Origin of the sequence: Limosilactobacillus balticus (genome assembly GCF_014145615.1) — a bacterium.
Lineage (GTDB): Bacteria > Bacillota > Bacilli > Lactobacillales > Lactobacillaceae > Limosilactobacillus > Limosilactobacillus balticus.
This window is the reverse complement of the sequence record NZ_JACIVH010000069.1, coordinates 92467-107319: the sequence shown is the minus strand read 5'-3', so window position 1 is coordinate 107319 and position 14853 is coordinate 92467. Positions and strand designations below refer to the sequence as shown.

Below are 14853 nucleotides of genomic sequence, written 5' to 3'. Positions count from 1 at the left end.
GCGGATCTTCCCGCTTCTTCTTTTAGTTTTCTTGATCAAATTCTTCCAGTTTTTCTGCTGCTTCTGTCCATGCAAGTTCAACTTCTTCAGATTTAGCTGATAACTCATCAAGTTCTTTTTGGAGATCGGTTAATTTTCCAATATCCGTAGCAATCTCTGGTTGGCTCATTTGTTCTTGAATTGCAGTTTGCTTTTCTTCCAATTCCGCCATCTGTTGTTCTAGTTCATCGACTTGTCGCTGAATTTTTCGGCGAGCGCGCTGTTGTTCTTTACTTTGCTGATAAGACTGCTTACCAGCTGGTGCTTTAGCGATCGTGTTGGAGTTATGCGAAGTAGCTTTAGGTGAACTTTCTTTTTCCTTAGCAACTAGATAGTCATCATAATTCCCTTCATAATGTTTAATTCCATCATGTTCCATTGCTAGGATATCCGTTGCAACCTGATTAATAAAGTAACGGTCGTGAGAAATAAAGAGAACAGTTCCGCTAAATTCGTTAATTGCGTTTTCAAGCACTTCTCGACTATCGATATCTAAGTGGTTAGTGGGTTCATCAAGGATAAGAAAATTAATCGGTTTAAATGAGAGTTTAGTTAACTCTAGTCGTGCTTTTTCACCACCAGATAGGTCATGAACGACTTTATAAACATCATCACCAACGAATAAGAAACTACCTAATAATGAACGAATATCTTTTTCAGGCACTTCTGGGTGGTCATCCCATACTTCTTCCAGAACCGTTTTGTTTGGGTGCAATTGCTGTTGTTCCTGATCATAGTAACCAATATCGAGGTTAGCACCGAGTTTAATCGATCCGCTAATTAACGGAATTTTATGGAGGATAGATTTTAGTAAAGTTGACTTTCCGATTCCATTTGGCCCGATAATCCCAACACGCTGTGGCTTACGGACATTAAATGAAAGTGGCCCGGCAAGAATCTGTTCATCGTAACCAACTTTTGCCTGCTCCACATCAAGAACTTCATTTCCACTATCTTTTTCAGAATGGAATTGGAAATGAATTGATTTATCATCAGTTTCTGGACGCTCAAGCCGCTCCATTTTTTCTAATTGCTTTCGCCGCGCCTGGGCACGTTTAGTTGTTGAGGCGCGAACAATATTTCGATTAACAAAGTCTTCTAACTTGGCAATCTTTTTTTGTTGTTGGTCATAATGTTTCCACTCTGCTTGTAACCGTTCTTGCTTGTGTTTAACAAATTGCGTGTAGTTACCGGTATAGTGGGTGAGCGTTTTATTATCGAGATCATAAACGTCGCTAACAACACGGTCTAAGAAGTAACGATCGTGAGAGACGATAAGCAACGCGCCTTGATAACTTTTAAGGTAATCTTCTAGCCACGAAAGAACGTTCATGTCAAGGTGGTTAGTCGGTTCATCTAGAATCAAAAGTCCAGGTGCTTGCAGAAGAATCTTTGCTAAGGCGAGTTTAGTTTTTTGCCCTCCTGAAAGAGAATTAATTGGTGTATCATAGCTGTCTTCACCAAAGCCAAACCCATGTAAAATTCCCCGCATACGTGATTCGTATTCAAAACCACCCTGTTTCTTAAAGGCAGTTTGTAAACTATCATATGTTGAAAGAATTTGTTGATAATTACTATCGGTACTGTCAAGATCAGCAAGTTGCTGTTCAAGATCATGAATTTGTGCTTCCATTTTATGGAGAGGAGTAAAAACAGTATCTAACTCGGTCCAAATGCTATTTTGACTATCGAGTCCTTGATCTTGAGCCAAGTAACCAATTGTCAAATCTTTAACCTTCGTAATTGTTCCTTCATCTGGTTCGGTGATTCCAGCGATCATTTTTAACAAGGTCGTTTTGCCAGCACCATTACGCCCAACAAGCGCAGTACGGCCATGCTCTTGGATTTGCATGTTCATATTGTGAAATAAAACGTCCGCGCCAAATCGACGCACAACGTCATTTGTCTGTAAAAGTAACATATTGAAACCTCATTTATTTCGTTGATTTAATATGGTTTTATTTTAGCAGATTTTTAATTTTAAATAAAAAGTTGAAAATATTTTTGTATTTTAGTTCACAAAAAAGGGTTTAATTGCTAGAATATACACAGACTTAAATTTCACAAAGTAAAAATTAGTAACATTATCCTTGTCAAAAACTTAGTAATTAGTTGGCAAACTAGGTTGAGAAGGGCTTGTTTTAGGAGGAACAAAAGTAGAATGGCTAATAAAAAGATTCCACGCGCGACTGCGAAACGGTTGCCAATATATTTCCGTTATTTAAATGTATTGAAAGACGCAAACAAGCAACGGGTATCATCAACTGAACTTTCGGAGGCTGTGCAAGTTGATTCGGCAACGATTCGGCGTGACTTTTCATATTTTGGTGAATTAGGTAAGCGGGGATACGGTTATGACGTTGAAAGTCTATTAAAGTTTTTTAAGGGAATCTTGCACCAAGACTCATTAGTTAGTGTTGCCTTAGTCGGGGTTGGTAGTTTAGGGAGTGCCTTGTTAAACTTTAATTTCCATCAAGACACCAATTTACGGATTAGTGCAGCATTTGATACTAAGCCAGAATACGCCAATACAGTCAAAAGCGGTATTCCAATTTACCCATCCGAGGATATGGTAAAGCAGTTAAAGGAGCAGCAGATTGATGTTGTTATTCTAACTGTTCCTGGAATCAAGGCACAACATGTTGCGGATCAATTAGTTGAAGCTGGTGTAAAGGGAATTCTTAACTTTACTCCTGTTCGTTTATCTGTGCCTAAAAATGTTCAAGTTCAAAATATTGACTTAACAAACGAACTTCAAACATTAATTTACTTCATTAAAAATTATACTGAAGATTCAATTGAATAAATTAGGAGAGCATTGGCTTAATGAAAACGTTAAGCCAATGCTTTTTGTTTACTAAATTTTTAATAAAAGCCATCGATTATATGGATGATCTTTTAAGTTTTAAAAAATGGTCAAAAAAAGTCAAAGTGTTTTTGTTGCATTTTAAAGAGAACATGTTATATTTAAACATGTGGTTAGCACTTGAAGAGTTTGAGTGCTAAAAATAAAATTTATTAACAAGATGGAGGGATTAACGTGTTAAAACCATTAGGAGATCGCGTTGTTCTAAAAGCTGAAACTGAAGAAGAAAAGACAGTTGGTGGAATTGTCCTTGCTTCTAATGTGAAGGAAAAGCCAACTACTGGAAAGGTTATTGCCGTTGGAGAAGGTCGTACTTTAGAAAACGGACAAAAGCTTGCTCCAGCTGTTAAGGAAGGCGATCGCGTATTATTCGATAAGTACGCAGGCAACGAAGTAGAATACAACGGTGAAAAGTTCTTAGTTGTTCATGCTAAAGACTTAGTAGCAATTGTTGAATAGTTAAATAAGCGAATTAAGAGCAGGAGACAGAAAGAATAAAATTCCTTCACCGTCTCTTTTAAATAATGAATTTAATTTTGAGGTGACATAAATGGCAAAAGAAATTAAGTTTTCTGAAGATGCACGGAGCGCTATGCTCAGTGGTGTTGATAAATTAGCTGATACTGTTAAGACAACGATGGGTCCAAAGGGTCGGAATGTTGTTTTGGAACAAAGCTATGGCACACCAACTATTACTAATGATGGTGTAACTATTGCTAAGAGCATTGAACTTGAAAACCAATTTGAAAATATGGGTGCAAAGTTAGTAGCCGAAGTTGCTTCAAAGACTAACGATATTGCCGGTGATGGTACTACAACTGCTACTGTTTTAACTCAAGCAATTGTTAATGCTGGTATGAAGAACGTTACTTCTGGTGCAAATCCAGTTGGTATTCGTCGTGGTATTGATAAGGCTACTGAAGTTGCTGTTGAAGCTTTGAAGAAGATGTCACACGATGTAAAGACAAAGGATGATATCGAACAAATTGCTTCTATTTCAGCTGCTAATCCAGAAGTTGGTAAGTTAATTGCTGATGCAATGGAAAAGGTTGGTCATGATGGTGTAATTACTATCGAAGATTCTCGTGGTGTTGACACTAGCGTTGACGTTGTTGAAGGAATGAGCTTTGACCGTGGTTACATGTCACAATACATGGTAACTGATAACGACAAGATGGAAGCTGACCTTGACAATCCATATATTTTGATTACTGACAAGAAGATTAGTAATATCCAAGATATTTTGCCATTACTTCAATCAGTTGTTCAAGAAGGCCGTGCTCTCTTGATCATTGCTGATGACATTACTGGTGAAGCATTACCAACTCTTGTATTAAACAAGATTCGTGGTACCTTTAATGTTGTTGCTGTTAAGGCTCCAGGCTTCGGTGACCGTCGTAAGGCTCAACTTCAAGATATTGCTGTTTTGACTGGCGGAACTGTTATTTCTGACGACCTTGGGATGAGTCTTAAGGACGCTACTGTTGATCAATTAGGTCAAGCTAACAAGGTTACAGTTACAAAAGATACTACTACTATCGTTGATGGTGCTGGTTCAAAGGAAGCTATCCAAGAACGTGTTGACCAAATTAAGCAAGAAATTGCTAAGTCAACTTCTGACTTCGACAAGGAAAAGCTTCAAGAACGTCTTGCAAAGCTTTCAGGTGGGGTTGCCGTTGTTAAGGTTGGTGCCGCAACTGAAACTGAATTGAAGGAAAAGAAGTACCGGATTGAAGACGCCTTGAACGCTACTCGTGCTGCTGTTCAAGAAGGATTTGTTCCTGGTGGTGGAACTGCTTTGATTAACGTAATTCCTGCTCTTGACAAGATTAATGCTGATGGTGATGAATTAACTGGTATCAACATTGTTAAGGCTGCCCTTGAAGCACCAGTTCGTCAAATTGCTGAAAACGCTGGTGTTGAAGGCTCCGTTATTGTTAATGAATTAAAGAACGAAAAAGAAGGTATTGGTTACAACGCTGCAGATGGCAAGTTTGAAGATATGATCAAGGCTGGTATTGTTGACCCAACAATGGTTACCCGGTCTGCTCTTCAAAATGCTGCTTCTGTATCAGCATTGCTTCTTACTACTGAAGCGGTTGTTGCTGATAAGCCAGATCCAAATGCTAATAACCAAGCTCCTGCTGCTCCACAAGGCGGCATGGGCGGTATGATGTAATATCATCTGACTAAAATTTAATTTTGTGGGCAGAAAAGATTCTAATGTTTGTTTTTCAAATGTTAGGGTCTTTTTTTATTGGTGGAAAATCAATGACGAAAAATGCGACCAGTGTCTATGAATAGTTAAATGTCGAAAAAATAAAGCTGGCTATTATTTAGTTACGATCTTAGAAAATAAGCGTCACAATATAGAAAATTGAAAGGAAATTTATCGACTAGTCGATTTTCATTTGCGCGCCTAGAAGAATTAGCTATGAAGTTAGGAATAGCGAGTAAGCTGTCTCATCGATTAACTTGTTTAATGATAAGCCTCATCAAGTTACCTTTATTATTGATGCTGATATTCATTAAAAATGAAAAATTAATAGGTTGTCATCCAAACAATAATACTGCCACTGTAATTTTAGAAATAAAAGATTTGCTTCAAATAATAAAGCAGAATGGTAATCCAGTTAAGGTGGTTCAACTATAAAGTTAATCTAAAAATCTTAAATTGTGGTAAAGTAAATTAGTATTAATTTTTAACCAAACTATAACTGAAAGGAACTAAGAAATGGAAAAAATGAAGTTCCAGAAGATAACGCTATTTTCTGGTGTAATGCTTGCCTTAAATTCCTTAATTGGTTCAGGGTGGTTGTTTGGTGCCGGAACTGCTGCAAAGGTTGCGGGACCAGCTGCTATTTTGTCATGGATTTTAGGAGCAATAATCATTATTAGCATTGCCCTTACTTATGTTGAATTAGGAGCAATGTTTCCAGAAAGTGGAGGAATGAGTCGTTATGCTCAGTATAGCCACGGTCCGTTTTTGGGATTTATCGCTGCATGGGCAAATTGGATTTCATTAATCACTTTAGTCCCAATGGAAGCCGTGGCCTCAGTTCAATATATGAGTTCGTGGCCGTGGGCATGGGCAAACTGGACCCACCACTTTATGAAAAATGGTAATATTACAACTCCTGGATTGTTGGTTGTATTTGCCTTTATGCTGGTTTTTACCCTAATCAATTTCTGGTCGGTAAAATTGATGACTCGTTTTACTAATTTAATATCAATTTTTAAGATTTTATTACCAACATTAACAATTGTGATGCTTATTGTGGCTGGTTTTCATCCTAGTAATTTTGGTCATAGTGTAACTACTTTTATGCCATATGGCAGTCGATCAATCTTTGAGGCAGCTGCTATTTCTGGAATTATTATGTCTTATGATGCCTTTCAAACGGTAATCAACATGGGAGGAGAAATGATTAATCCTCATAAAAATATTGTGCGAGGCGTATTGATTTCAATGATTATTACCGCTGTGATCTATATCATGTTACAAGTTGCCTTTATAGGCGCAATTGATCCGAACTTATTAGCGCAAAAAGGATGGCATGGGATTAACTATACGTCTCCATTTGCTGACATTGCGATCTTGCTTGGAATGAACTGGCTAGCAATTTTACTATATATGGATGCTTTCGTTTCGCCATTTGGGACGGGGGTTGCATTTGTGGCGACTGCTTCACGAGCATTAGCAGCCATGACTCATACTGGGCATTTGCCTCAATGGTTAGGACGACTAGAACGGCACTACATGATTCCACGGTTTGCAATGGTTGTGGATCTAATTTTAGCGGTGGTAATGGTTAGTCTCTTTAGAAATTGGAGCTTGTTAGCAACTGTAATTACCGGTTCAACTTTAATTGCTTATCTTACTGGACCAGTTACCGTAATGTCGCTTCGTAAAATGAATGCTAATTTGAAGCGACCATTCCATCCACGTTTTATGTCCTGGTTGGCCCCATTTGCATTTGTCTTGACGAGCCTTTCAATTTATTGGACAATGTGGCCGACAACTGTTCAGGTGATTGGGGTTATTTTATTAGGCTTACCAATTTATCTTTATTATGAAATTAAGTATCGTCACGCATCAGGACTACGTGATTTACGCAATAGTTATTGGATGTTGGCTTATCTTGTATTTATCTCAATAATTTCTTATATTGGGAGTGAAGGATTTGGCGGCAAGGACTGGTTGAAGTACCCGTGGGATTTTGTTGTTATTATCATCTGCTCGCTAGGGTTTTACCGATGGGCTGTGGCTAGTCGAATGAAAGAAATCGATCCCGCAGCAGAAAGGGTTAATGCCAAAGTAAAGATGCCAGAAAAAGATCAATAGATATATTTGTAGGTTGCAAAATTAAAGAATAAATTGTAGTATTGTCACCTACTTAAAAAGTGTAAAAATTAAAGGAGAAATAGTATGTGGCGCTATTTGAAACGTGTTTTAATCGGGAAACCGTTAAAAACCCTTGATGAAGGGCAAACACACTTAACTAAATTTAAAGCATTAGCGATGCTTTCTTCTGACGCAATATCGTCAGTAGCATATGGACCAGAGCAAATTACAACTGTTCTGGTAACTTTATCTGCAGCAGCAATCTGGTATTCAATCCCGATTGCGGCCGTTGTGTTGGTCCTTTTGTTAGCTATCACGTTATCATACCAACAAATCATTCATGCCTATCCTAGTGGTGGTGGTGCTTATGTTGTTGCCACACGGAACTGGGGAAGTAATGGGGGATTATTTGCTGGAGGATCATTACTTGTTGACTATATGTTAACAGTGGCTGTTTCAACGACATCTGGAGTCGAAGCGATTACTTCGGCAGTCCCCGCTCTATATAAATTTTCAATTCCAATCGGGATCATTATTGTTCTTTTAATCATGTTTATGAATTTACGGGGAATGAGTGAAAGTGCAAACTTCCTCACAATTCCGGTATATTTCTTTGTTATTATGATGATTGTGATGGTAGTGTGGGGTGGCTATAATATTGCCACTGGTCATATTCATTACCGGGCAATTGTCGATTATGGAACACCGGTATCAGGAATGTCATTTGTTTTACTTATTCGCGCATTCTCAGCTGGTTCGTCATCCTTAACTGGGGTGGAAGCCGTAAGTAATGCTGTTCCTAACTTTAATAAGCCTAAGGAAAAGAATGCTTCGACTACCTTGGCAATTATGAGTGCTATCTTGGCGTTCTTCTTTATTGCAGTTATCTTCTTTAGCTTTTATCTAGGGGTAGTTCCTAATTCACGGACAACAATTCTCTCCCAAATGGCCGCGCAAATCTTTGGCGGACATGGGCTAGGTTTTTACCTATTGCAACTTTCAACTGCAATGATTTTAGCAGTCGCTGCTAATACTGGTTTCTCAGCCTTTCCAATTCTTGCTTTTAATATGGCAAAGGATAAATATATGCCTCACGCATTCATGGATCGTGGTGATCGGTTAGGCTACTCCAACGGAATTATTTCGTTGGCAATTGGAGCAATTATTTTAATCTTGATCTTCCATGGTCAGACTAATATGTTAATTCCACTTTATGCGGTAGGGGTATTTGTTCCATTTACTTTATCGCAGTCTGGGATGATTATTCACTGGTTTAGAGAACGGGAAGGTTTCTGGTTAGGGAAAGCCTTTATTAACCTAGTAGGGGCCTTGATTTCATTTATCCTTGTTATTTGTTTGTTCTGGCAACACTTTGCAAATGTTTGGCCATATTTAATTATTATGCCGTTGCTTTTATGGATGTTCCATTCGATTCACCGGCACTATGTAAAAGTAGCTGCTCAATTGCGGGTTGCTGAAAAGACAAAAGTCCAATTACATGACTACGATGGCGCAACGGTGATCGTTTTAGTTGGTAATGTAACACGGGTAACTCGTGGTGCAATTAATTACGCTCGGTCGATTGGTGATTATGTTATTGCTATGCATGTTTCATTTGATGAAAATCCCGGAAAAGAGCATAAAACAGCAAATGAATTTAAAGCTGAATATCCAGATGTTCGTTTCGTTGATATTCACTCTTCGTACCGTTCAATTGCTAAACCAACATTACGTTTCGTTGATGTGATTGCCAAGCGGGCGGAAGCAAGAAATTATTCGACGACTGTTCTTGTTCCTCAATTTATTCCTAAACATCCATGGCAATTGGCCTTGCATAATCAGACTAGTGTTCGTTTGCGGGCGTTATTGAATTCCCGCGAGAACATTATTGTTGCTAGTTATAACTACCACCTTCAAGAATAGTTTATTAGAGAGAAAGTATTGATTTAGTGAATAAAAAGCAACTATTATGGGGACTTTTGTTTGCAGTTGGCCTTTTTATGGCAGCAAGTTATACCATTGATAATCGTGGCTTTCATTCTGGAATATACGGTATCATTGGCTGTGCTTTGATCTTAATTGCGTATGCAGGGATGAATTGGGAAAAACTGCAATCAAAAGATCAGCATACGAGAAAAATTTTGGTGCTTTTAAGCAGTATTTTAGGGATTATCATTGTCCTTGATATTGCTGAAATGATTTTAGGATAATTAAATAAAGCTTATTGAAGAGATTAGGTGACATAAGCCTAGTCTCTTTTTTTAATTGACTAATAAGCTAAATTATATTATCCTTTTTGTTAGCCGACTAACAAAAAGGAGAGATGAAAATTGCTAATAGGTCGTCTAGTAAAACAAGCTAACAATGCAATAAATCAAGAAATGAATGCATTTGCGCAGCAGTATGGATTGACAGGGACGCAAATGTCGATTATTGATTTTTTAACACATTTCCCGGGAAATAGTTGTGATCAACACCAGATTGAAAATGAATTTGGAATAAAGAGATCAACCACTACTGTATTGCTTCAACGAATGGCAAAGAAAAATTTGATTGAACGTTATCCGTCACTAGAAGATCGCCGTCAAAAAATCGTTATGCTTACTGCAGAAGGACAAAAATTATCCTCAGATGTAAGTGCGTATATTACACAATACGAAGAGAAATTAAAAGCAGATTTTAGTGAACAGGACATTTCGAAAATAAAACGATTCTTATCAACGATGATAGAGGAGAAATAATGAGTACGAATACTGAAAAAATTCCTGCAAAAGTTGTTGCAGCAATTGTGGCAACTGGATTGATGTCATTTTGTGGGGTGATAGTTGAAACTTCAATGAATGTAACTTTTCCGATCCTAATGCGTGAATTTTCAATTACTACTAATCAGGTTCAGTGGATGACTTCCATTTATTTACTTTTAGTCGCAATTATTGTTCCCCTATCGGCAATTTTGAAAAGCTCCTACCGAACAAGGATGCTTTTTACGGTTGCAAACTTGCTTTTTATTGGTGGGATAATGATCGATGCGCTGGCGCCGTCGTTTGGGTTGCTTTTAGTTGGGCGGGCAATTCAGGGGATTGGAACTGGGATTGCATTACCATTGATGTTTAATATTATTATGGAGCAAGTTCCAACAAGCAAAATTGGTTTTATGATGGGAATTGGTAACCTTATTACTGGAGTTGCTCCAGCGATCGGTCCTACTTTCGGTGGAATCGTTGCCAGCAAGCTTAATTGGCGGTGGGTATTTTATTCATTAATTCCGCTGTTAATTATTTCATTTGTGCTTGGTGAATGGGGTATTAACCAAAAATCACCGATTAAAAAACAACAGATTGATATCTTTAGTATGTTAATGATTATCTTCATGTTCTGTGGTTTTGTAACAGGGTTTAGTAACCTGGGAAGTCAAGCTTTCATGACCTTTTCAGTTGGTGGCGCATTGTTAATTGGGATCTTAGGAATGGGCCTTTTTGCTTGGCGTTCGTTAATCCTAGAAGAACCAATTTTACAATTGCGATTGTTTAGAAATAAAAACTTTTCTGGGCATGTTCTTGGTTTCTTTTTAACCCAACTTATTTCTTTAGGGTTTGCGTTCCTTTTACCAAACTATATTCAATTGGTAAATGGTAATAGTGCAATGACAGCTGGCTTGATTGTCCTCCCAGCTGGTTTTGTTGGAGCGATATTTGCACCATTAGGAGGACGAATTTTAGATAAGTTTGGCGCTCGTAAGCCTATTTTGATTGGTACTTCGTTGTGTTTACTTGCGCTTATTGCTTTTACGATTTCTGGACGATATTTAACAAATATATTTATTGCGCTAGTTTATATTCTCTATATGGGTGGAATGGGGATGTGCATGGGCTGCGTAATGACAAGTGCAATAACTGTTGTTGGTAAAGAAAAGCAATCACAAGGAAATGCAATTCTTAATACCCTTCAGCAATTTGCAGGGGCAATTGGTACTTCATTGGTAGCGATGATTGTTGCGGCCAATCAGAGTCATCTTCACACGACTAGAAGCATTTCTACTGCAGTTGGGACCCAAGAAGCATTTGGAATGTTAACAATTTTTTGTATTATAATTTGGATAAGTTACTATCGGAGTGTGAAAAAATAAAATACTAAAAATTCAGGCTAGAAAATTCAGGCTAGAAAATTCTAACCTGAATTTTTAGTATGGAATTTCGTTAAAACGCTGATCGCCTTTAGTTATTTGAAGTTGGTCGTTAAAACGATTAATGAGCTTCTCTTTGACGTTTTTTAAGTCCGTTTCGTTTACATAAATACTGGTTTCAACATTAACTCCATACTCTTCACCGGCGACCTCAAGATTATTTTCCTTGAGATAGTAAAGAAGCGGATCATGAAGAGCATAGGTAACAGTGATTTTTAGAATTGCTTGCTTAATCCGCTGGACAAGACCAGCTTGGTGGATTGCTTCAGTAGTCGTATTGCTATATGCCCGGATGAGACCACCTGCGCCCAGCTTAATTCCACCGAAATAACGGGTGACCACTGCTACGACATTATGGATCTTTGCTAGTTTAAGTGATTCAAGAATCGGAATTCCCGCAGTTCCACTTGGCTCGCCATTATCACTTTCTCGTTGAATTTGGTCATTGTCACCAATCATATATGCAAAGCAATTATGAGTAGCTTTTTTGTTAGCTGCTTGGATGCTGGCGATAAATTGTTGAGCTTCTTCTTCTGAGGAGACACGAGCAATAGAGCAAATAAACCGTGATTTTTTAATTGTTTGCTCATAAGTGGTATTTTTAGCAATTGTTAAATATGGTTCTGTCATTTTTAAACTTCCTTCGTGCTATTTTGATTAATTTACGTATATATAAAGTAGGAGGTGAATAATGGATTTAGACAATTATTATGGGCGACGAGTCTTAGTTCCGCGTCATGAGTTGATACAATCAGGAATTCAAGAACTACCAACAATTAGAATCGATACTGCGAATATTAGATGTTATCGCTGCAATTATGTCACAGAAAAATCGCTGGGTGCTTTGCCACGAGGTGAGTTTTATTGTCCACATTGCATTAATCTTGGTCGTGTTTCAACGTTAAATAAATTTTATCATGTTCCAGAGCCAAATCAATTTACGGTTACCGAACCGGTGTTGACATGGAAAGGAAAATTATCGTCTCTTCAGCAACAAGCCTCAGAAAAAATTTCCCAGGGAATGGCTGATCATGTTCAGCAATTGTTATGGGCAGTTACGGGTGCCGGAAAGACTGAGATGATGTTTGCGGGTATCGCTGCCGCAATTAAACGTGGTGAAAGAATTGGAATAGCTTCTCCACGAGTAGATGTCTGTTTAGAATTATTTCCTCGTTTAAAAGCTGCTTTTGCTAATTGTGATATTGCTCTTTTGCATGGTCGACAGGAATTACCTTATCATTATGCCCAATTGACTATTTGTACAACTCATCAATTACTTCGTTTCTATCATGCTTTTGATAATTTAATTATTGATGAAGTAGATGCCTTTCCGTATGCTGCTAATGCTTCGTTATTATATGCAACAAAGCAAGCAATAAAAAAGAATGGAGGATGTCTATATTTAACCGCAACCCCAGGAGATACTTTGCTCCGAGAAATCAAAAGTAAACGATTGATTGTTAATTATTTACCTCTTCGCTATCATGGGCATTTACTTCCAGAAATAAAAGTTAGACTAGCTTTTGGATGGCGGCGACGATTAGAACGCCAGCAATTACCCCCGCAAGTTATTCAACAGTTGCAGAAAACGCTAAAAGAAGGCCACCGCTTTTTGTTATTTGTTCCTCATATTGCTGATTTAGCATTAGTCAAAGCTGCATTACAGCATTCTTTTACAACTTTCCACTTTGCTACTGTTCATGCAAGTGATCCGCAGCGGTTAGAAAAGGTACAAAAAATGCGTGATGGTGATTATGACTTTTTAGTCACGACTTCTATTCTTGAACGAGGGGTTACTTTTCCAGAAATTGATGTCTATGTTTTGGGTGCTGATGATCCAGTCTTTTCTTCATCAGCATTAGTACAAATTGCTGGTCGCGCTGGCCGTGCACAAAGTCGACCAACTGGACGAGTTGTTTTTTGGATTAATTGTAATTGCCGCCAAATTAACCAAGCTGTTTCCCAGGTGAAGTATTTGAATCAGAAAGGTCAAAGGTTGATAGATGAATTGTCTCTTATGCAATAAAAAAATAACTTTCCAGCTAACTTTGAAAGAGATTTTTAGCTTTCGCGAAATTATCACGCCAGTAGTTTGTACTCAATGTAAGGAAAGATTTGTATGCTGGGGTGATCGAGGATGTACAGGATGCGGTAAAGAAAATGTTAATAAAAATGATTTCTTATGCTCAGACTGTCAAACTTGGGGGAAAATTTACGGCTGGAACTTGCATCATCGAGGATTATATCGGTATAACGAGGCGATGAAAGAGTATATGCAACGTTATAAATTTAATGGCGATTACCGTTTGCGAATGGTGTTTCAGCGCGAATTTAGTAAAGTAGTTAATGAACAAAAAACGGATTTAATTGTCCCAATTCCAGTAACGTCTACAACGATGCAAACGCGCGGCTTTAATCAAGTTATTGGTCTATTACGAGAAGTATCTTACCAACCGATCTTACGAACTAAAGCAAGTTCAAAAGTAGCGCAATCAAGTAAGACTAAAGAAGAACGACTTACAACTAAGCAACCATTTATTCTTGAATCTCCAGAAAAAGTAATTAATAAACGAATCCTTTTGGTTGATGATGTCTATACGACGGGTAGGACGTTATACCATGCAGCGGTACTTTTTAAACAAGCTGGCTGTAAAGAGATTGGTAGCGTTTCACTGGCACGTTAAATTCTTCTTAAGATGCATTAATAAAGTTTGTTAATTAACACAAACTAATCTATAATAAAAATAGGATATGAGAAGAGTGGTCCTTCTGATATCAGATCAAGCAATTGCTTGGCTGAAAGGAGAGAAGTACAATGTTAAAGTTCAATATTCGTGGTGAAAATGTCGAAGTTACTGAGTCAATTCGTGATTACGTTGTAAAGCGAATCAGCAAGCTTCAAAAGTTCTTTGAAGATAGTGTTGAAGCTACCGCCCACGTGAACTTAAAAGTTTATCCAAACCGGACGTACAAGGTTGAAGTAACAATTCCACTTCCATACCTAACGTTGCGGGCAGAAGAGACTTCTAATGATATGTATGGAAGTATTGACTTAGTTACAGATAAGCTTGAACGGCAAATCCGGAAGTACAAGACGAAGGTTAACCGTAAGTCACGTGAAAAGGGCTTAAAGAACCTTGAATTCATCTCATCTGATAATGATGGAGCAGATGAACAAGATGATGAATTAAAGATTGTACGGACGAAGCAAGTTTCATTAAAGCCAATGGATCCTGAAGAAGCTGTCCTTCAAATGGATATGCTTGGACACAATTTCTTTATCTTCCAAGATGCTGAAACTAATGGTACAAGCATTGTTTACCGTCGTAATGATGGTCGTTATGGCTTGATTGAAGCTGAATAGTCAATGCCAATATGAAGAGCGCGGATGAGAAATCATTGGCGCTTTTTATATCTTAT

The 14853-nt window shown here is 37.9% G+C and carries 13 protein-coding genes; 11 read left to right on the top strand and 2 right to left on the bottom strand.

Features of this window, described 5'->3' with window-relative positions; genetic code table 11:
- Positions 1 to 22: 22 nt before the first annotated feature.
- Positions 23 to 1960 (bottom strand): ABC-F family ATP-binding cassette domain-containing protein, encoded by a 1938-nt coding sequence (locus H5S10_RS07490; protein ID WP_182589200.1) that lies wholly within the window; start codon positions 1958 to 1960, stop codon positions 23 to 25.
- 240 nt (positions 1961 to 2200) lie between these two features.
- Between H5S10_RS07490 and H5S10_RS07485 the strand changes: the two genes are divergently transcribed.
- From H5S10_RS07485 to H5S10_RS07450, 8 genes are all read left to right on the top strand, one after another.
- On the top strand, positions 2201 to 2845 hold the full coding sequence (locus tag H5S10_RS07485; RefSeq protein ID WP_003666366.1) for a redox-sensing transcriptional repressor Rex: 645 nt from the start codon (positions 2201 to 2203) through the stop codon (positions 2843 to 2845).
- Between the two features lie 234 nt (positions 2846 to 3079).
- Positions 3080 to 3364, top strand: a complete 285-nt coding sequence (gene groES / locus H5S10_RS07480; RefSeq protein WP_003666368.1) for a co-chaperone GroES — start codon at positions 3080 to 3082, stop codon at positions 3362 to 3364.
- A gap of 91 nt (positions 3365 to 3455) precedes the next feature.
- Entirely contained in the window at positions 3456 to 5084 is a 1629-nt protein-coding gene (gene groL, locus H5S10_RS07475; protein WP_003666369.1) for a chaperonin GroEL, read from the top strand.
- Between the two features lie 555 nt (positions 5085 to 5639).
- Positions 5640 to 7250, top strand: a complete 1611-nt coding sequence (locus H5S10_RS07470) for an APC family permease (protein WP_182589198.1) — start codon at positions 5640 to 5642, stop codon at positions 7248 to 7250.
- Between the two features lie 84 nt (positions 7251 to 7334).
- Positions 7335 to 9173 carry an APC family permease gene (locus H5S10_RS07465; RefSeq protein WP_182586201.1) on the top strand — a complete coding sequence of 613 codons (1839 nt, stop codon included), beginning with the start codon at positions 7335 to 7337 and terminating at the stop codon, positions 9171 to 9173.
- A 26-nt stretch (positions 9174 to 9199) separates the two neighbouring features.
- Complete coding sequence (locus H5S10_RS07460) at positions 9200 to 9460, top strand: hypothetical protein (RefSeq protein WP_003670480.1); 261 nt, start codon at positions 9200 to 9202, stop codon at positions 9458 to 9460.
- A 120-nt stretch (positions 9461 to 9580) separates the two neighbouring features.
- Complete coding sequence (locus H5S10_RS07455; RefSeq protein WP_182589197.1) at positions 9581 to 9991, top strand: MarR family winged helix-turn-helix transcriptional regulator; 411 nt, start codon at positions 9581 to 9583, stop codon at positions 9989 to 9991.
- Complete coding sequence (locus tag H5S10_RS07450; RefSeq protein WP_182589196.1) at positions 9991 to 11376, top strand: MFS transporter; 1386 nt, start codon at positions 9991 to 9993, stop codon at positions 11374 to 11376. The genes H5S10_RS07455 and H5S10_RS07450 overlap by 1 nt, the downstream gene beginning before the upstream one ends.
- A gap of 54 nt (positions 11377 to 11430) precedes the next feature.
- On the opposite strand, the gene H5S10_RS07445 is transcribed toward H5S10_RS07450, so the two are convergent.
- On the bottom strand, positions 11431 to 12063 hold the full coding sequence (locus H5S10_RS07445; RefSeq protein ID WP_182586199.1) for a YigZ family protein: 633 nt from the start codon (positions 12061 to 12063) through the stop codon (positions 11431 to 11433).
- Between the two features lie 61 nt (positions 12064 to 12124).
- On the opposite strand from H5S10_RS07445, the gene H5S10_RS07440 reads away from it, so the two are divergent.
- The 3 genes from H5S10_RS07440 to hpf all read left to right on the top strand — a co-directional run bounded on the left by H5S10_RS07440 (position 12125) and on the right by hpf (position 14797).
- A complete protein-coding gene (locus H5S10_RS07440; protein WP_182589195.1) occupies positions 12125 to 13459 on the top strand; it encodes a DEAD/DEAH box helicase in 1335 nt (444 codons plus the stop codon).
- Between the two features lie 247 nt (positions 13460 to 13706).
- Positions 13707 to 14117: a ComF family protein gene (locus tag H5S10_RS10315; RefSeq protein ID WP_225359844.1), complete on the top strand. Its 411-nt coding sequence runs from the start codon at positions 13707 to 13709 to the stop codon at positions 14115 to 14117.
- Positions 14118 to 14248: 131 nt separating this feature from the next.
- Entirely contained in the window at positions 14249 to 14797 is a 549-nt protein-coding gene (gene hpf, locus H5S10_RS07430) for a ribosome hibernation-promoting factor, HPF/YfiA family (protein ID WP_003666382.1), read from the top strand.
- Positions 14798 to 14853: the final 56 nt, after the last annotated feature.